The following is a 20,015-nucleotide window of genomic DNA, read 5'->3' as shown; positions in this document are numbered from 1 at the left end:
CTATGTTCTACTTAAATACTAAGTCAAAAATGCTAAACTTACTCTATAATAGCTAAAATATCTTTTTCGCTAACTACTAAGTACTCTTCACCATCTACTTCTATTTCAGTTCCAGCATACTTTCCATAAACTACTCTATCTCCTTCACTTACTTCCACATCCATTCGTTCACCACTGTCCAACTTCTTACCAGCACCAACGGCTACTACTTCCCCTTCTTGAGGCTTTTCTTGTGCAGAATCTGGTAATACAATTCCGCTATCAGTAGTTTCTTCTTGTGCTTCAATATCTTTAATAACTACCCGATCACCTAACGGTTTAATATTCATTATTAAAATACCTCCTTCATTTATTTTAAATTTTTATTATTAGCACTCATCAAGAGTGAGTGCTAATCATTCCATTATTATGATACACAAGACCTCCCTTAAAATCAAATCCGATTTAAGGTGATCTATGCTAATTATTATCTATTATTCCATATTAAATTAATATTACTCTACTATTCTCATTTAATTAGTTAATTTGCTTATTTTTTCAATCTTGCCTCTTTTATCTCCTCAACTAATTATTTATTACCTATACTTTATTGATCCGAAATATAAAAAAAGCAGACCCTTTTATATATTTCGGATCTACTTTCCATTACTTAGCAGGATATTAAAATTTTATTTCAAACTTGTATTTACTGGTTTTGAGTATTAATATCGGGCCCGCTCAACCAAAGCCCCAAACAGTTCATTAAAACAAGGATGTAACTCAATTAAATCCTCTGGATGCCACTGAACTCCAATTATAAATTCTTTATCTACATCTTCTATCGCCTCTATAACTGCACCTTCTTCGGAAACAGCACTAATTTTAAGTCCTGGAGCAAGGTCTTTAATCGCCTGATGATGATAAGAATTAACACTTAAGTGATTAGAGCACAAAATACTAGCTAAAATAGTATTCTCAGCAATATTAACCTTATGGTACACATAGTCTAAGTCCTTATCCTGGGCCAAATGAATTAAATCATTATTATATTGATAGGCTATATCCTGGTATAAAGTCCCACCTAAAGCTACATTAATTAACTGCATCCCTCTACAAATACCCAAAATAGGTAAATCCAACTCATAAGCCCTATTAAATAACTCAAGTTCCCATTTATCACGACGAGGATTAGCTTTAGTCAGCAAGTCAATCGGTTTTTCTCCATAAAATAACGGGAAGATATCTTTACCACCGCTGAGTACTAAAGCATCTATTAAGTCAATATAGTTCTTTGCATCTTGAAGATTATCAATTAAAGGAATAAGCAGAGGTAATCCCCCCGATTCTGAAATTGCTTTAATATAGCTACAGCTAACCTTATCATAGCTCTTATGAGTTTCTTTTTTGCAGAAAGTAGTGATACCGATAACTGGTTTATTTATTTTTCTCACTCCTTTAAATAAACATCAATAAAGAAAGCATACTCCAATTTGGAATATGCTTTTAAATAATATTGCAAAATTTATAGCTTAGTTATTTTGCTTTAGCTTAATCCCGTACTCTATACTATCTACCAAAGCCTGCCAACTAGCTTCTATTATATTAGTGGAAACACCTACTGTTCCCCAAGTATTTTGACCATCTCCAGACTCAATTAATACTCTTACTTTAGCAGCTGTGCCTACCTTACCGCCATTTAAAACCCTTACCTTATAGTCGATTAACTGAATTTCTTCTAACTCTGGATAAAACTCTCTTAGCGCCTTTCTTAAGGCACAGTCCAAAGCATTAACCGGGCCCTCGCCTTGAGCAGCAGTATGCACTATCTGACCGTTAACATTAACCTTCATTGTTGCTTCAGAAGTAGGAGTTAGCCCTTCAGTTTTTTCAGTAAAGATTCTACAGCCTTCTAAATGAAAGAGCGGTTCATAGTCTCCTACAGCCTTATGAGTCAAAATCTCAAAAGAAGCTTCAGCTCCTTCAAACTGATAACCTTGATGCTCTAACTCCTTTAGCTTATCTAGAAGTTTATTTAAATCTTGGCTACCTTCTTCAAGATCAATTCCTAACTCTTCTATCTTATAAATTAAATTACTTTTTCCAGATAGCTCAGAAACTAAAACTCTACGCTGATTTCCTACTAACTCCGGCTTTAAATGCTCATAAGTCTCCGGGTTGCGCATCAAAGCGCTAACGTGAATCCCTCCCTTATGAGCAAAGGCACTATCGCCTACATAGGCCATATGACTAGGTGGGCTCAAGTTAGCCACCTCGCTGATATATCTAGAGACTTCGGTTAATTTGCTTAGCTGTTTATCACTAACACAGTCAATTCCTCTTTTTAACTTTAAATTAGGGATTATAGAACTCAAGTTAGCATTTCCACAGCGCTCTCCATAACCATTAATAGTTCCCTGCACCTGAGTAACTCCACTATCAAGGCTCAATAAAGAATTAGCAACCGCTACCTCAGAATCATTATGAGCATGAATGCCTAAAGGAGCTTCAATCTGATCCTTGACCTCTTCAATTATCTCCTTAAGCTGCAAAGGCAGAGTTCCTCCGTTAGTATCACAAAGGATCACTATTTCAGCTCCACCTTTTACTGCTGCCTGCACAGTCTCTAAAGCATAATTAGGATTAGCAGCATAAGCATCAAAGAAGTGCTCTGCATCATAAAAGACTCTCAGGCCCTGACTTTTAAGATAGCTAACTGTATCTTCAATCATAGCCAAGTTCTCTTCTAGAGTAGTCTCTAAAGCATCAGTTACATGCAAATCCCAACTCTTACCGAAAATAGTAGCTATCTCTACTCCAGAAGAAACAATAGCCTCTAGATTAGCATCATCCTTAGCCTCAATTCCTGCTCTACGGGTACTACCAAAGGCTGTTACCTTAGCATTTTCCAAGCTAAGCTCCTGCACCCTTTGAAAGTACTCAATATCTTTAGGGTTAGAACCAGGCCAGCCACCTTCGATATAATCAATACCCAATTCATCTAACTTTTTAGTTATTTTTAACTTATCCTCAGTTGAATAAGAAACTCCCTCTCTTTGTGTTCCGTCGCGCAAAGTGGTGTCATACAACTCAACCATCATTATCACCTTCCAATATTTTAAAGTAAACTACTGATATAATCACCAACCTCAGTAGTTGAAAGTTCTCCCCCCATATCGGCTGTAGTCTGATTTTCAGCTAAAGACTTTTTGATAGCAGCATCTATCTTGGCTGCTTCCTCATCATAACCTAATACTTCTACCATCATCTCCGCTGCTAAAATTGCTGCCAAGGGATTAGCTATATTCTGTCCGGCAATATCAGGAGCAGAGCCATGCACCGGCTCAAACATAGAAACTCCTTCTGGATTAATGTTACCCGAAACCGCTAAACCCATTCCACCTTGTAATTCAGCTCCTAAATCAGTAATAATATCCCCAAACATATTACAGGTAACCACTACCTCGAAATCTTCAGGATTACGCACCATTTTCATAGTCATAGCATCTACTAACATATGGTCAGCCTCTACATCCGGATATTCTTCAGCTATTTGATCAAAAGCTCGCTGCCATAATCCATGCGCATGGGTTAATACATTCCGCTTATCGCAAATCGTTAATTTCTGAGCATCCTCTTTTTGTTCTACATATTCAAAGGCATATCTAATTACCCTTTCTACACCTTTACGAGTATTAATCATCTCTTGAGTAGCTACCTCATCGGGAGTATTCTTCTTCAATACTCCTCCAGCTCCAGAATAAAGACCTTCAGTGTTTTCCCGCACTACTACAAAATCAATATCTTTAGCACCTTTATCCTTCAAAGGAGTAAACTCTTCTGCCAATAACTTAATAGGTCGGAGGTTAACGTATTGATCGAAGGAAAAACGTAAATCCAACAAAATACCTTTTTCTAAAATTCCTGGCTCTACTCTCGGATCGCCTACAGCACCTAAATAAATAGCATCAAACTCGGCTAGTTCAGACTTTACTTCTTCAGTTACTAATTCTCCTGTTTCTAAATAGTGATCGGCTCCTAAATTGAAGTATTCAAAACTAAAGTCAAGCTCTGAACTACTAGCTAAAGCCTCTAAAACCTTAACTCCTTCTTCAATTACTTCCGGGCCAATTCCATCACCTGGAATAACTGCTATCTTATTCATTACTATCCACCTTTCTGCTTACATAATTAATTAGTCCTCCGGCTGTGATCAATTCCTGCATAAACTCCGGAAATGGTTCTGCTTGATATACTTCATCTTTACTTAAATTATTAATCTCTCCTGAATCAATATCTACCTCTATTTCATCGCCTTCCTCGATCTTTTCAGCAGCCTCTACAGACTCTAAAATAGGTAGTCCAATATTAATTGCATTTCGATAAAAGATACGAGCAAAAGACTTAGCAATTACGCAAGAGACTCCAGCTGCTTTAATAGCTAAAGGAGCATGTTCTCTAGAACTACCACAGCCAAAGTTCTTAGCTGCTACTATTAGGTCTCCTTCGTTCATCTTAGTTACAAAGTCCTCATCCAAATCCTTCAAACAGTACTTAGCTAATTCAGCTGGATCAGAAGTATTTAAATATCTAGCGGGAATAATTACATCTGTATCTATATCATCACCGTATTTCCAAGCTTGGCCTTTAATTTCCATCTATATTACCTCCTCAGGACTAACGATTTTACCTTTAATAGCCGAAGCAGCTGCTACTGCTGGATTAGAAAGATAGACTTCACTTTCGGGGTCTCCCATCCGACCTACGAAGTTACGATTAGTAGTAGCAATAGCTCTTTCTCCCTTAGCTAAGATACCCATATGACCGCCTAAGCAGGGCCCGCAGGTAGGAGTACTAACTGCAGCTCCAGCATCAATAAAGATCTCAAAAAGTCCTTCTCGCATAGCTTGCTTAGAAATTTCCTGAGTTCCAGGTAAAATAATTAACCTCAAATTATCAGCCACCTGCTTACCTTCCAGCACTTCAGCAGCTATCCTTAAATCTTCAATTCGCCCATTAGTACAAGAACCAATTACAGCCTGGTCGATCTCTACCTCACCGACTTCACTAATTCCCTTAGTATTTTCGGGCAAATGAGGAAAGGCTACCTGAGGCTCAATCTCACTTACATCATACTCTATTACCTCTTCATACTCAGCATCTGCATCGCTCTCGTAAAGAGTATAGTCTCGTTCTGCTCGCTCCTCTACATAATCAATAGTAGTCTGATCAGGAGCAATTAAACCACACTTACCGCCAGCTTCAATAGCCATGTTGGACATAGTAAAGCGCTGATCCATAGATAAGTTCTCAATTACCTCACCGGTAAACTCCATAGCCTTATATAAAGCTCCGTCAACTCCAATATCACCGATAGTATATAAGATTAAGTCCTTACCGCTAACCCACGGATTGAGCTCACCTTGATAAATAAACTTAATACTCTCCGGCACCTTAAACCAAGCTTCACCAGTAGCCATTCCAGCAGCCATATCGGTACTCCCGACTCCAGTAGCAAATGCTCCTAAAGCACCATAGGTACATGTATGCGAATCAGCTCCAATAATTACATCACCGGGTAAAACCAGACCTTGCTCTGGTAATAAACAGTGTTCAATTCCCATCTTACCTATTTCAAAGTAGTTAACTAACTCCTGCGCTTCCGCAAACTCGCGAATAAACTTAGCCTGATTAGCCGAATTTATATCCTTATTAGGAGTAAAGTGATCCGGAACAATAACTACCTTTTCTTTATCAAACACCTCAGTCAGGCCAATCTTATTAAACTCCTTAATAGCCACCGGAGTAGTCACATCATTACCTAATACAATATCCAATTGAGCATTAATTAATTCTCCTGCTTTAACCTCATCTTTTTCGGTATGAGCAGCTAATATTTTTTCTGCTATAGTCATTCCCATAATTATAATTAAACCTCCTTTTGATCTGCAATCAAGTCTCCATTTTCGTATACTATCTTATTTACAGCATTGAGATAGGCTTTAGCACTAGCCTCAATAATATCTACACTAACACCTCGCCCAATAAATAATCTATCTCGGTACTTTAACTTAATCGTTACTTCACCCAAAGCATCCTTACCACTAGTAATAGCATCTATAGCGTAATCATCTAATTCACAGTTAAAACCGGTAATTTGATCAATAGTTACATATACCGCATCGATAGGACCACCTTCACAGTAAGCTGACTCAGTCACTACTCCCTCTTCAGTCTCTAATCTAAGTGTAGCTGTAGGTAGGGCCCGATCCCCGCTAATAACCTGCACATTAACTAGTTCATAAGCCTGGGGAATAGTATTAATCTCATCCTCTACCAATGCTTCTAAGTCTCGATCAGTAAATGTTTTTTTACGATCAGCTAAGTCTTTAAAACGCTTAAAGAGTTGATTAAGATTATCATCATCTAATTCATAACCTAGCTCCATTAATCTATCTTTAAAAGCATGACGACCGGAATGTTTACCTAAGACTATCTTATTTTCACTTAAACCAATAGTCTCAGCTTCCATAATCTCATAGGTAGTTCTTTCCTTAATCACTCCATCTTGATGGATACCTGATTCATGAGCAAATGCATTTTCACCGACAATAGCCTTATTAGCCTGCACTGACATTCCAGTCATAGAACTAACCAGCTTACTAGTCTTATAGATCTCCTTTAAATTAATATCAGTTAACTTAGTATAGTAGTCCTGACGAGTATTAAGGGCCATTACCACCTCTTCAAGAGCAGTATTTCCAGCTCGCTCTCCAATTCCATTAATGGTACATTCAATCTGTTGGGCCCCATTCTCCATAGCTGCTAAAGAGTTAGCCACAGCTAATCCTAAATCATTATGACAGTGAACACTAATTATAGCCTCTTCGATATTAGGCACATTATCTTTGATATACTTAATCAGTGCTCCATACTCCTGAGGCGTAGCATAACCTACTGTATCAGGAATATTAACTGTGGTAGCTCCTGCTTCAATTACAGCCTCCACTACTCGACACAAAAAGTCCTTATCACTCCTAAAGGAATCTTCGGCCGAAAACTCCACATCGTCAGTATAACTTTTAGCCAACTCTACGGCTTTTACTGCCGATTCCAAAACTTCATCTTGGGTCTTATTTAGCTTATATTCCAAATGAATATTAGAAGTAGCTATAAATGTATGAATCCGCGGCTGTTCAGCAAACTGCAAAGCCTCCCAAGCTCGTTCAATATCTCGCTCAGTAGCTCGGGCTAAAGCAGCAATCACTGGCCCTTCTACCTCCTGAGCAATAGCTTTAACCGCTTCAAAATCACCCGTGGAAGCTATAGGAAAACCGGCCTCTATAATATCAACATTCAGCCTAGCTAACTGATGGGCAATCTCCAATTTTTCCTCAAAGTTTAAACTGACACCAGGAGACTGCTCTCCATCTCTCAATGTAGTGTCAAACACTCTAATTTCACCCATCTTGGTACTCCCTCCAATCCTGATCTAGCTATGAGTATTGAGTCGTGAGCTATGAGCCTAGAGTTTTTAAAGTCTTTTAGCTCATAACTCTTGGCTCACAACTCATAGCTACTTAGTCTTCAATCCAATCCATCATATCTCTTAATTTTTGACCTACCTGTTCTATTTGGTGCTCAGCATCGATCTCTTTTCTCTTCAAATAAGATGGACGACCAGCTTGATTTTCTAATAACCAGCGTTTAGCAAACTCTCCATTCTGTATATTTTCCAATAACTCCTGCATCGCCTGACGTGACTCCTCGTTAATCACCTTAGGACCAGCAATTAAATCTCCATACTCCGCAGTATCGGAAATAGAGTCCCGCATAGTAGCAATTCCACCTTCATACATTAAATCAACGATCAACTTCAACTCGTGAAGACATTCAAAATAAGCTATTTCCGGCTTATAACCAGCTTCAACTAAGGTATCAAAACCAGCTCTAACTAACTCTGTCGCTCCTCCACAAAGTACTGCTTGCTCACCAAAGAGATCCGTTTCCGTCTCTTCCTTAAAGGTAGTCTCAATAACTCCAGCTCTAGTACCACCGACTCCTTTAGCATGAGCTAAAGCTAAGTCCTTAGCCTGACCACTAGCATCCTGATAAATTGCAATCAAACTCGGCACTCCAGCTCCTTCAGTATAGACTCTTCTTACTAAATGACCTGGACTCTTAGGAGCAACCATGTAAACATCAACATCTTCCGGAGGTACTATCTGATCGTAATGAATATTAAATCCATGCGAAAAGACCAATGCATTGCCTGCTTCCAAATTAGGCTCTATATCATTATAATAAATTTTTCTCTGCACTTCATCAGGTAATAAAATCTGAACTACATCAGCTTTTTCAGCTGCTTCAGCTGCACTTACAGGTTCAAATCCATCCTCTAGTGCCTGCTCATAACTGGAACCACCCTTTCTCTGACCTACAATTACATCTAAACCAGAATCTCTTAAGTTTTGGGCCTGAGCATGGCCTTGGCTACCATAGCCAATTACTGCAATCTTTTTTCCTTCTAAGTACTTTAAATCAGCATCTTGATCGTAATACATTTTCATTTACACCAACTCCTTATTATTTTAGTCTTATATTTAAAGTATAAAATATTTTACAACTTATATACTTAATCTATGTTAAGTTTAACCTACTTATCCCCTCTCACCATAGCTATCTTTCCTGTTCTCACCATCTCTAAAATTCCAAAAGGCCTCAGTAACTCCTCAATAGCACTTATCTTCTCTTCATCACCAGTAATTTCAATTACCAATGATTCAGAAGCTACATCTACCACCTTACCTCTGAAGACATCCACGATCTGCATAATTTCAGATCTATTATTTAAGCTAGCCTTTACTTTAATCAAGGCTAAATTTCTATCTATAGAAGGGTCATCGCTAATATTACTTACCTTATAGATATCTACTAATTTATTTAACTGTTTAGTGACCTGCTCTACAATACCTTCATCGCCTTCAACCACCACTGTAATTCGAGAAACATCTGGATCATCAGTAGTGCCTACCGAAAGACTCTCTATATTATAGCCTCTGCGACTAAACAGACTAGCAACTCTAACCAAAACTCCCGATCTGTTGGCTACTAAAATCGAAACTGTATGCCTCATTAGTTATCCTCTCCTAATATCATATTATCAATAGCTCCACCGGCCGGCACCATAGGAAAGACATTCTCTTCTTCTACAATAATAAAGTCCAATACCACTGGCTTAGGACTAGCAATAGCCTTTTCTAAAGCCGGTTTTATTTCTTCAGGTTTAGTAACTCTAATTCCTAAAGCTCCAAAAGATTCAGCTAACTTAACAAAATCAGGAGTCATCTCTGGACAGTCTTCACCAGGTTCACAGCAATCATCGGGGCAGCTTTTTCGCTTTCTTAAACAAGTAGCAGAATAACGTTTTTCATAAAATAAACCTTGCCACTGCCTAACCATACCTAAGTAATGGTTATTTAAAATAGCTATATTAACCGGTAATTCACAGCTAACAGCAGTAGCTAATTCCTGTAAATTCATCTGAAAGCTACCATCACCTGCTATGCAAAAAACTGTCTCCTCAAGATTCCCAGCTTGCACTCCTAAAGCAGCCGGAAATCCATAACCCATAGTTCCTAAACCACCAGAAGACATGAAGCTTCTTGGTTTGCTATATTGATAGTACTGAGCAGCCCACATCTGATTCTGACCTACCTCAGTAGTAATCAGCGCTTCACCGTTAGTTAACTCACAAATCTGACTAATTACCTCTCCTGGAGTTAAAATACCTTCAGGAAAATCCTGATTAAGCACTGACTCTTGCTTCCAAGTTCTTATTTTATCCATCCAGTCATCATGTCTTTTTTGATCAACCATATCTTCAACCATCGGGTTTAACTTACTTAATACCTGCTTAACATCACCAACTATAGGCACATCTACCACTACTCTTTTAGAAACCTCAGCTGGATCGATATCAATATGAACTATCTCAGCTTCTGGAACAAAAGTATCCAGTTTACCGGTAACTCGGTCGTCAAACCTAGTTCCAATAGCAATCAACAGATCAGCCTCTGACAACGCATAATTAGCATATTCGGTACCGTGCATTCCGGGCATTCCTAAAGATAATTCATCGCTTTCAGGAAAAGATCCTAGCCCCATTAAACTGGTAGTTACCGGAATTTGAGCTTTATAAGCCAATTCTCTTAACTCTTCAGCAGCTCCACTAGCAATTACTCCTCCGCCAGCATAAATAACCGGCTTTTCAGCTTCCTCTATCTTTTGAGTAGCTAATTCAATCTGTTTATAATGACCTGAGTAATGTGGTTTATAACCTGGCAAGTCTACTTTATCTGGATAATCAAACTCAGCTTCTTCTATCTGTATATCCTTAGGTAAATCGATCAACACCGGGCCCGGCCTACCAGTAGTAGCAATATGAAAAGCCTCCTTGATTATTCTGGCTAAGTCTTCTACATCTTGAACTAAATAGTTATGCTTAGTAATAGGTAAAGTAATCCCAGTAGTATCAGCTTCCTGAAAAGCATCAGTTCCTAGCATATTAGTAGGAACCTGTCCGGTAATAGCAACTATCGGAATAGAGTCCATATAAGCAGTAGCCAAGCCAGTAACTAAATTAGTAGCTCCCGGACCTGAAGTAGCAATACAGACTCCCGGCTTACCAGTACTACGCGCATAACCATCAGCAGCATGAACTGCTCCCTGTTCGTGTCTAGTTAAGATATGTTCTATATTCTGCTCATCATAAAGCACATCGTAAATTGGAATTACAGCTCCGCCTGGATATCCAAATATTTTGTCAACGTCTTCCTCCAATAACGACTTTACAAATATTTCTGCACCTGTAATCTTCATCCCCTCTTGCTCACCCCTTTTAAATATTCTTTTAAACCTAAAAAACCCCTCATCCTGACTAATCTACATTAGCCGGGACGAGAGGTCTTAATTTCCTCACGTGGTACCACCCTGCTTCACTGCTACCTTACAATAACAGTCTTATAGGTACTTACATATCAAAGTATGTTTTATACCTCAGCATTGATAACGGATGCTGCACCCGGCACAACCTACTCGAACTCAAAATTCTTGAGACCATTTCAATTTGCAGCTCCAAAAAGTAGTATAAATGATAGAGTTATTTTTGTCAAGAATTTGAAAAGTTATACTTTCAGTCAGCGATTCAGGGAGGAGAAAAATAATTAATTTTGACCTCGGTTTTCAGCTACCCCGAGTCTCTGTAGTCAAATTAATTATTTTAGTTCCCATCACCATCTTTAAAGCTATATAATTATTTAGTTAGAGAGTAGTATACCAAACTTTATTTTTTTTGTCAAGCACTTTTCGCTTACTTTTTAGGCAAAGATTGCTCCTTTACTAGCCGAGCTAACCAGCTTAGCATAACGAGATAAATAGCCAGTCTTAATTTTAGGCTCTGGTGCTGTCCATTTTTCCAAACGTGTTTCTAACTCCTCAGCACTTAATTTTACATTCAATTCTCCCTGCGGAATATCTATTTCAATTATATCGCCCTCTTCAACTACAGCAATTGCTCCCCCTTGCATAGCCTCAGGAGAAACATGGCCGATAGCAGCTCCTCTAGTAGCTCCCGAAAAACGTCCATCGGTAATTAAGGCCACCTCTTTATCCAGTCCAGCTCCAGCTACAGCCGAAGTAGGAGTTAACATTTCTCGCATTCCTGGACCACCTTTAGGACCTTCATAACGAATTACTACTACATCCCCAGACTTAATCTTTCCCTCATGGATAGCAGCTACTGCTGCTTCTTCGGAATCAAAAACCCTAGCCGGGCCCGAATGAACCAGCATCTCCTCCGCTACTGCTGACTGCTTAACCACAGCTCCCGCGGGAGCCAAGTTGCCCTTTAAAGCTGCTAAACCACCAGTAGCATGATAGGCAGTATCGAAGTCTCTAATCACCTGCTCATCCAAGACTTCCACTCCTGCTAAATTATCAGCCACCGACTGAGTAGTAACGGTAAGCAGCTCCTCCGCTAATATTCCTTCCTGACTTAAAACCTTCATCACTGCCGGAATACCTCCCGCTCGATCTAAATCCTCAATATGGTATTCTCCGGCTGGACTTAAACTACACAGGTGAGGTACCTGCTCTTTAATTTCATTAATTATCTCTATATCTAACTCTATCCCAGCTTCATAAGCAATAGCCGGCAGATGCAAAGCAGTATTAGTAGAACAGCCTAAAGCCATATCCACCTTTAAAGCATTCCGAAAAGTTTCTTCAGTTAAAATATCTAAAGGCTTAATATCCTCTTCCCAAAGCTTCATTATCTGTTGGCCGGCCTTCTTAGCTAAACGTCTTCTTCTAGCATCTACTGCCGGAATAGTTCCGTTACCAGGTAAGCCTAAGCCTAAAACCTCCGTTAAGCAGTTCATAGAATTAGCAGTAAACATTCCCGAACAAGAACCACAGCCGGGGCAAGCACTATCTTCAACTTCAGTTAACTCTGCTGAGGATAGTTTACCTGCTTTAACAGCAGCTACACTTTCAAAGACTGTTTTTAAATCTATCTTCTCTCCGCGATGCTGACCAGCTAACATCGGGCCGCCACTAACTACAATAGCCGGTATATTCAACCTAGCAGACGCCATCAACATTCCCGGTACTATCTTATCGCAGTTAGGAATTAAGACTAAAGCATCCAAAGAATGGGCCCGCACCATAATTTCCACTGAATCAGCAATTACTTCTCGACTAGCTAAAGAATAATGCATTCCCTCATGGCCCATAGCTATTCCATCACAGACTCCAATAGCTCCAAACTCAATCGGCGTACCGCCGGCCATTCTGACTCCACTTTTAACAGCCTCAGCAACACCATCTAAGTGAAAATGTCCCGGAATCACTTCATTTTTAGCATTAGCAATCCCTATTAAAGGTCTATTAATCTCTTCATCGGTATATCCCATAGCCTTAAACAAAGAACGATGGGGAGCCTTATCAATCCCACTAGTTACTTTATCGCTTTTCATTTTTAACACTCCTCTTCATTAATTACTTCTTAATAGCTTGCCGCTAAAACCTCTATTGAATGCACAAGCTGTTCTTCATTTTCTTGAGTTAACTGCATCTTACAAGCATCACAATCAGTTACTAGTTGCTCATACTCCAAAGTAGCTAATTCTTCAAAAATCCCCTCAGCAATCTGCAAAGAAAGCTGGTAATTATCACTTTTCATTCCAAAAGTACCAGCAATTCCACAGCAACCAGCCTCTAAAATCTCCACTTCCACCCCGGGAATTAACTCCAGTAGCTCCTTACTTAAGTCTTCCAAACCTTGAGCTTTCAAATGACAAGGAGGATGGTAAGCATAATTGCTTCGATTATCAGCAAAACTCAAATTTAACTTACCCTTATTCATTAAATTAAAAAGATACTCATTAATATAATAGGTATGCTCAGCCACTAGCTCGGCTGCTGCACTATCTATAACCTCTAAATATTCATCTTTTAGACTCAAACTACAGCTAGGACAGTCCACTACTATATCTATTCCTTCTTTAGCTAACTCCGCTAAAGAATCGATATTATAAGCTATATTCTCTCGAGCCGATTCCAAATCTCCATAGCTCAGCTTAGCCACATTACAGCATTTTTGTTTAGGCACTAAAACCTGATAACCATTTTTCTCCAACACCTTAACTACACTCTTACCTACTTCCGGATTATAGTAGTTAGTAGAGCAGCCCACAAAATAAGCTATTTTTTTAGACCTAGTAACTGTTTTCCGTTTTTTGAACCATTTCTTAAAAGTACGTTTAGCAAACTCCGGTAGCTCTCTATCGCTAGCCAAACCTATTGTGCTTTCCATTAGCTGTCGAGCAGGCCCGATATTTAAAAATGTATTGGTAATTCTAGGAGTAATGCTACCTAACCTACCCATTACTTCACTATTACCCAATACCTTATTAGCTACAGGCTGTTCTCCAGTTCTTTCATAATACTGAATCCTAGCTTCCAAAACCAATTTAGGAATATCTACTTGTGAAGGACATTCCAAATAACAGTTTTTACAGTTAAGACAAAGATCAAAGATTTCTTTAAACTCTTTAGACTCCAAGTAGCTAATATCTAAATCACCAGTAATAACTGCCCTTAAAAGATTAGCTTTGGACTTCGGAGCAAACTTTTCATCACCTACCACTTTAAAGACGGGACACATATCGCTATTAACTAAAGAACGACACTTAGAACAACCATGACACTTTTCTACTTCACTTTGCCAATCAGCAAAATCAATATTCAGTTTAGGTTCTATTTTTGTAGTTCGATAACCTCCACCATAACGCAGATTTTTAGTCATTAAAGAAGAATCTTCGTTAATGATTTTTCCCGGATTTAATATGTTTTGGGGGTCAAAAACCTGCTTTACTTCCTTAAATAAATCATAAAGCGGGCCGTAAATTTGATCCAAAAACTGAGTCCGAACTAAACCATCACCGTGTTCACCACTGATAGTCCCATCTAATTCTTCTACTAAAGCATAGACTTCCTCTGCAATAGCTTCCATTTTTCTAATATCAGCTCTATTCTTTAAATTTAACAAAGGACGAGGATGAGTATTACCATGGCCCGCGTGTCCATAGATAATTGCTTTTACCTGATACTTATCCATAATCTCCTTAAAACCGCGAATATAATCAGGTAATTTAGTCGGTTCCACTGCTACATCTTCTACAAAACCTACAATTCTCTTAGGGCCCTTTAACTTATTTAAAATCGGTACCGCTGATTTGCGAATCGACCACAACTGCTGTTGTTCTTCCTCTTCATAAGCAACATCTAGTCCAAAAGCTAATTCCAGTTGATGATATATCTTAGACTCCAATTCAGCAATCTTTTCTTTAATCTCTAAGTCATTATCACCTTCCACTTCAACTAACAAAGCCGTCTCTATTTCAGCCGGTAACCTAGCATCGATATCAGCATAGTTCTCTCTCACTAATTTCAAAAACTGATCATCCATAATTTCAATAGCACTAGGATTAAAGGCCAAAATTTCACTTACAGCTCGACCTGCCTTATCTAAGTCATCAAAGTGCAATAAAGCAATAGCCTGCTTTTGAGGTAGTTCCTCAATCCTCAAGGTAGCCTCGGTAATAACTGCCAAAGTACCTTCAGAGCCTACTATTAAATTAGCTAAATTAAGATTTTCACCATCAAAGGCTTCATCTAATCTATAACCACTACAGTTTTTAGGTGCTGACGGATTATGTTCAGCAATTAAGTCCTGATTTTCAATTAACAGCTTCTTCAGCTGGCTATATATTTTCCCTTCCCAGCCTTCAGCATTTAATTTTTCTTCCAACTCTGCACTAGCTAATTTCAAGTTTTTAAAGTTAACCTCTTCTCCATTAGCTAAAATTACTTCCAGTTCCACAGCATAATCCAAAGTACTTCCATACTTAACCGAATGACCTCCAGAAGCATTATTAGCTAACATGCCCCCGATAGTACAGTAATCCCCACTAGAAGGATCCGGAGGAAAAAACTTATTATCCTCAGCCAGTTTTTGATTTAAAACCCCTAAAGTAACTCCCGGGCCCACCGTAACCCGAGACTCTGCCAAATCTATATCTTTAATCTGATTCATATACTTAGTAAAATCCAATACTATTCCTCGCCCTAACACCTGCCCTGTTAAACCTGAACCGCCTCCTCGAGGTAAAACAGCTAATTGATGTCGATGAGCGTACTCAAGCACCGCCTTAACATCTTCCTTACCTTTAGGAACTACCACTCCTAAAGGCTTGATTTGATAAATACTAGCATCAGTACTATAAAGAACTCTGCTTATTTCATCAAATAAAACTTCGCCTGTTATTATTTTCTCAAGTTCAAGCTTAATCTCCTTTACTTCTAATTTCGACAAAAAAATCCCTCCTTACTTAGAACCTTTTTAAATTTTTAAATAATTATAACACACCCACTCTACTTACACAAGTATTAGCTTTATAGAAGATGACAGTCTTAACAAATATAGTTATATTAATTTATTGCAGTTAATAGTAAATGATCAAATTCAAAAAAGCATTATCGATCTATTGTTTCGTTCAAACGAAGTCTGAGTACCCCCAGGGGTGTTTATAAGCGATATTAAAGTTTATTTTTCCATAAATCCACCCAAATACTTGCAGGTAATATTTATTTTATATGGAAATAAAATACAAAGAACTTAAAGGAGCCTTAAATAATGATCAAAGAACTAATCACTAACCAAAAAAAAGAGCATAATTGGAATAAAAAAGAGTTATTGAAGCTACAGCTGATCTGGTACCTCAGCCTATTACTGCTTTCAATAACTGAATACTACCACCTTCCAAATATGCCTGAACTGGAAAGCTTTTTTCACTTTTTAGCAGGAATCAGTATTAAATTACTATTAATTGCTTACTTAATTTATACACTGCTTTTCAAACAAAATTTTTCTTTAAAGCAAATAGGATTAAGCTCCCAAAACCTTTTTACTGGCTGTAAACTAGGTATTAAAGTCAGTCTACCTTTGTTAGTTATGATTTTATTGTTAATCCACCTCCCTCAAGAACATTTAAACCTTAATCAAAAGTTTCAACCCTTAATCACAGTAAGTTCTTTAGAAGATTTAATAAACAGTTTTTTTTACTTTTTAACTCTGCTTTTATTGACTATAGTTCCTGCCTTAGCCACTGAATTATTTTATAGAGTAGTAATTTATCAATTTTTCAAAGAACGTCTAGGAGTTTTACTCGGTGGAATAGTAGCTGCTATTTACTACGCTATTACTCTACTAAACTTCGACCCTAATTTATTGCTGGCTCATTTCCTAGTCGGCGGAATTTCTATTTATCTATACGAAAGAAGTAGCAGCTTGATAGCAGCTATAATCTGGCAAGCTATCTATCAAGCTACAATTATACTATACATCTTTGGCTTTTAGAGTTCAATTTAGCCATTTCCTCAGTTATTACCCCACCTAATCTGGAGATTCCTTCATCTATCTCTGCTAAGCAAGGTTGACTAAAGGAAATTCGAAAAGCATTCTGTCCTCCGCCATTAGGACTAAAAGCTGCTCCATTGACAAAGGCTACATCTTTTTCAATTGCTTTTACTAAAAGATCTCTAGAATTCATAGTCTTTGGTAGTTTTACCCAACAGTAAAAGCCTCCTTTAGGCTCTGTCCAGCTTACCTCTTCTGGACAGTATTTCTCCAAAGCTGCTAAAATTCTATCTCTTTTCTGACGATAAAGCTTTCGCAGTTTGATAATATGCTTATCAATAATTCCTCTTTCTCCACAAACAGTAATTAACCGCTGGCCAATAGCATTAGTACACAAATCAGTAGACTGTTTAGCTAAAATTAACTTATCGATGATTTCTTTATGAGCTACTACCCAACCAATTCTCAATCCTGGTACAAATATTTTAGAAAAAGAACCTAAGTAGACTACATAGCCTTGCTTATCAAAGCTTTTAATTAAAGGCTTAGCCTCTCCTTCATAAATTAATTCGCTATAAGGATCATCCTCTAAAATTAAGAACTCATACTGTTCAGCTAACTCCACCAATTTCCTGCGGCGTTCAGTGGAAATAGTTAGGCCGGTAGGATTGTTGAAGTCAGCCACTAAATAAATAAACTTAGGTAAACTATTTTCAGCAGCTAAATTTTTCAACTTTTTTTCCAATAAATCAGTTCTTAATCCATTCTCGTCAACCTTAATTCCTAATACTTCTCCTTGATAATTATTAATAGCTCCTAAACCACCTACATAGCTAGGTGATTCTGTTAATATTAAATCATCTGGATCAACGAATATCTTATTAACTAAGTCTAATCCCTGTTGCGAACCACTAGTTATTAATACATTATCAACATCTATTTCTACTCCTTTATTAGCCATAAACTTAACTATATATTCTCTTAACTTCTGCTGTCCTTCCGTCGGTGTATATTGAAGCATAGCTTCCTGTTCTGTAGCTAACAGTTCTTCAGTCAACTTCTGTACCTCTTCGCAAGGTAAGCAGTTTTCATTAGGAAAACCACCACCAAAAGAAATAACTTCCGGTCTTTCTGTCAATTCAAAAAATTCCCTAATCTCCGAAGCCTGCATATTACACGCATTTTCTGAAAAATGATTTTCAAACATAGTTAGCTCCTCCTAATTTTAGTTGTAAAATATAAAAAGCTCTCATCTCTAATAAATTAGAGACGAGAGCTGTATATCCCGCGGTACCACTCTAGTAGCTAAGGATAGTCCTTAACCACTCTCAAACCTTAACGCAGTTTAGACGTTAGAACCTACTAGTATTTCAGCTCTACCACTCCAGGGCGGCAACTGAACGGGAATTAATCGAAGTCCTTGCAACCTTTGGGAAACTTCTCTCTATTGATTAATTCCAATTCTTAACCCTTTCTTAGTGTTAAGTCCATAATTTTATTGGTGTCTTTATTATATGCAAGTTCAATCAATTTGTCAAGACTTTTAACAAATATTTAATCTTTAATTCTCAATCTGGTCATATCTTCCAATTCAACCTCGGTTTTAGGCATTCTAATTTCTAATACACCGTGTTCAGCCGAAGCAGTAGCTTCTTCATGCTTAACCCTAGCCGGTAAAGTCACTGATCTACTAAAATTACCTAGGTATCTCTCTACTCTATGATAGCCATCCTCAACCTCTACTTCAACTTCCTCTTCTTCTTTAGCTTCTCCCTGAATTACTAAATTATTTTCCCCCACCATAATTTCTACTTCAGTAGGATCAATTCCTGGAAGATTGGATTTAACTACTACTTCGTCTTTGCTTTCATAGATATCAATTGAAGGCTTACGACCAAGTGTAGCTGCATTCTGCAACTTGGCTGCTAAGAAATTACTTATCTGTTCTCGCAATTTTTTCATCTCCCTTAAGGGGTTCCAAGTAGTAGACTTCACATCAAATTACCTCCTTGCCTACTACTTATTATAGGACTTTATTAATTATTTAATTCAAAAATTATTATATGTTAAAAAATAACATTTATTTTTGTTCCACATTGAAAGCAACTGCTTTCCTTTAAATTAAGCTTAATTCGGGCCCGACTCCTATCAATCACCAACTCACCACACTGATAACAATAAGTATTTCTATGCTCACTAGCCGATACATTACCTAAGTAAACATAGTTAAGCTTCTCTTCAGCAATCTGCTTAGCTTGCAGTAAAGTATCCATTGGCGTTGGCGGAGCTTGTAACTTATACTTAGGAAAATAGCGTGAAAAATGTAAAGGAATTTCTTGATCTATTTTAGCTAGCCAGTCAACTAATTCTCTTATCTCCGTTTCGGAATCATTAAATCCAGGAATTAATAGAGTAGTTACTTCTACTAAAGCCGGTTTATTAGCTAATTTTATTGTTTGCTTAACCTCGGTTAAATGACCATTACATTGCTCCTGATAAAACTGCTCTCTAAAGGACTTTAAATCTATGTTCAGAGCATCTATATAGGGTAAAAGCTCTTCTAAAGGCTCTCGATTAATGGTTCCATTAGTTACTAGTACATTTTTCATGCCTGCTTCTTTAATTAACTTAGCCGTATCTAAGATATACTCAAAGCAAATAATAGGCTCAGAATAGGTATAAGCTACCCCGATAGAATTATATTTTTTAGCCAACTCAACTACTGCTTGAGAAGGCATTGACTCTTTACTGCCCCGATGCTGATGAGCTAATTGGTAATTTTGACAAAACTTACAACTTAAATTACAACCCACCGTACCCAAAGAAAGAATATCACTGCCCGGATAAAAGTGAAAAAGCGGTTTCTTTTCAATCGGATCTACTGCTACAGCACTTACCTGAGCATAAGTTTCCGTCATCAATTTTCCCTCTTTATTAATTCGGACTTGACAAGCACCACTTTGGTCTATAGCTAAAGTACAGTTATGAGGACACAAAAGACACTCTACTAATCCCTGCTCTAAACTCTGATACCATTTAGCTTCCTGCATAATCTACC

16 protein-coding genes, 1 pseudogene and 1 other annotated feature are annotated in these 20,015 nt (G+C 37.9%); of the genes and pseudogenes, 1 reads left to right on the top strand and 16 read right to left on the bottom strand.

Features of this window, described 5'->3' with window-relative positions; translation table 11 throughout:
- Positions 1-38: 38 nt before the first annotated feature.
- The 13 genes and pseudogenes from groES to MWH30_RS14030 all read right to left on the bottom strand — a co-directional run.
- The gene (gene groES / locus MWH30_RS04905; protein ID WP_248662941.1) at positions 39-329 is read right to left on the bottom strand and encodes a co-chaperone GroES; all 291 of its coding nucleotides are present in this window, start codon (positions 327-329) and stop codon (positions 39-41) included.
- A 372-nt stretch (positions 330-701) separates the two neighbouring features.
- A complete protein-coding gene (locus tag MWH30_RS04900; RefSeq protein WP_248662940.1) occupies positions 702-1,430 on the bottom strand; it encodes a gamma-glutamyl-gamma-aminobutyrate hydrolase family protein in 729 nt (242 codons plus the stop codon).
- Between the two features lie 78 nt (positions 1,431-1,508).
- Positions 1,509-3,074: a citramalate synthase gene (cimA, locus tag MWH30_RS04895; RefSeq protein ID WP_248662939.1), complete on the bottom strand. Its 1,566-nt coding sequence runs from the start codon at positions 3,072-3,074 to the stop codon at positions 1,509-1,511.
- Between the two features lie 20 nt (positions 3,075-3,094).
- Complete coding sequence (locus tag MWH30_RS04890) at positions 3,095-4,141, bottom strand: 3-isopropylmalate dehydrogenase (RefSeq protein ID WP_248662938.1); 1,047 nt, start codon at positions 4,139-4,141, stop codon at positions 3,095-3,097.
- Positions 4,134-4,634, bottom strand: a complete 501-nt coding sequence (gene leuD, locus MWH30_RS04885; protein WP_248662937.1) for a 3-isopropylmalate dehydratase small subunit — start codon at positions 4,632-4,634, stop codon at positions 4,134-4,136. Before leuD ends, MWH30_RS04890 begins: the two co-directional genes overlap by 8 nt.
- Positions 4,635-5,897 (bottom strand): 3-isopropylmalate dehydratase large subunit, encoded by a 1,263-nt coding sequence (gene leuC, locus MWH30_RS04880; protein WP_248662936.1) that lies wholly within the window; start codon positions 5,895-5,897, stop codon positions 4,635-4,637. It lies immediately after the preceding gene.
- 8 nt (positions 5,898-5,905) lie between these two features.
- Complete coding sequence (locus MWH30_RS04875) at positions 5,906-7,444, bottom strand: 2-isopropylmalate synthase (RefSeq protein ID WP_248662935.1); 1,539 nt, start codon at positions 7,442-7,444, stop codon at positions 5,906-5,908.
- A 112-nt stretch (positions 7,445-7,556) separates the two neighbouring features.
- Entirely contained in the window at positions 7,557-8,546 is a 990-nt protein-coding gene (gene ilvC, locus MWH30_RS04870; RefSeq protein WP_248662934.1) for a ketol-acid reductoisomerase, read from the bottom strand.
- A gap of 86 nt (positions 8,547-8,632) precedes the next feature.
- Positions 8,633-9,112, bottom strand: coding sequence for an acetolactate synthase small subunit (ilvN, locus tag MWH30_RS04865; protein ID WP_248662933.1), 480 nt, complete (start codon positions 9,110-9,112; stop codon positions 8,633-8,635).
- Positions 9,112-10,857 carry a biosynthetic-type acetolactate synthase large subunit gene (gene ilvB, locus MWH30_RS04860; RefSeq protein WP_248662932.1) on the bottom strand — a complete coding sequence of 582 codons (1,746 nt, stop codon included), beginning with the start codon at positions 10,855-10,857 and terminating at the stop codon, positions 9,112-9,114. Before ilvB ends, ilvN begins: the two co-directional genes overlap by 1 nt.
- Positions 10,858-11,354: 497 nt before the next feature.
- Positions 11,355-13,013 carry a dihydroxy-acid dehydratase gene (gene ilvD / locus MWH30_RS04855; protein ID WP_248662931.1) on the bottom strand — a complete coding sequence of 553 codons (1,659 nt, stop codon included), beginning with the start codon at positions 13,011-13,013 and terminating at the stop codon, positions 11,355-11,357.
- A 29-nt stretch (positions 13,014-13,042) separates the two neighbouring features.
- Complete coding sequence (locus MWH30_RS04850; protein ID WP_443670014.1) at positions 13,043-15,127, bottom strand: anaerobic glycerol-3-phosphate dehydrogenase subunit C; 2,085 nt, start codon at positions 15,125-15,127, stop codon at positions 13,043-13,045.
- A 264-nt stretch (positions 15,128-15,391) separates the two neighbouring features.
- Positions 15,392-15,781, bottom strand: a pseudogene (locus MWH30_RS14030) (FAD-binding oxidoreductase); the annotation flags it as partial.
- Between the two features lie 453 nt (positions 15,782-16,234).
- Here MWH30_RS14030 and MWH30_RS04845 point away from each other — a divergent pair.
- Positions 16,235-16,957: a CPBP family glutamic-type intramembrane protease gene (locus MWH30_RS04845; RefSeq protein ID WP_248662929.1), complete on the top strand. Its 723-nt coding sequence runs from the start codon at positions 16,235-16,237 to the stop codon at positions 16,955-16,957.
- Here MWH30_RS04845 and MWH30_RS04840 read toward each other — a convergent pair.
- From MWH30_RS04840 to amrS, 3 genes are all read right to left on the bottom strand, one after another.
- On the bottom strand, positions 16,932-18,164 hold the full coding sequence (locus MWH30_RS04840) for an aminotransferase-like domain-containing protein (RefSeq protein ID WP_248662928.1): 1,233 nt from the start codon (positions 18,162-18,164) through the stop codon (positions 16,932-16,934). The two genes, MWH30_RS04845 and MWH30_RS04840, sit on opposite strands and share 26 nt — an antisense overlap.
- Positions 18,165-18,219: 55 nt before the next feature.
- Positions 18,220-18,443: a binding site (T-box leader), on the bottom strand.
- A gap of 68 nt (positions 18,444-18,511) precedes the next feature.
- Entirely contained in the window at positions 18,512-18,952 is a 441-nt protein-coding gene (locus MWH30_RS04835) for an Hsp20/alpha crystallin family protein (RefSeq protein ID WP_248662927.1), read from the bottom strand.
- Between the two features lie 71 nt (positions 18,953-19,023).
- Positions 19,024-20,007, bottom strand: a complete 984-nt coding sequence (amrS, locus tag MWH30_RS04830; protein WP_248662926.1) for an AmmeMemoRadiSam system radical SAM enzyme — start codon at positions 20,005-20,007, stop codon at positions 19,024-19,026.
- Positions 20,008-20,015 lie beyond the last annotated feature (8 nt).

Source organism: Fuchsiella alkaliacetigena (assembly GCF_023227765.1).
In the GTDB taxonomy this organism is placed as follows: Bacteria; Bacillota; Halanaerobiia; order Halobacteroidales; family Acetohalobiaceae; genus Fuchsiella; species Fuchsiella alkaliacetigena.
The sequence above is the reverse complement of the archived record's forward strand: the minus strand, read 5'-3'. Positions and strand labels throughout refer to the sequence as shown.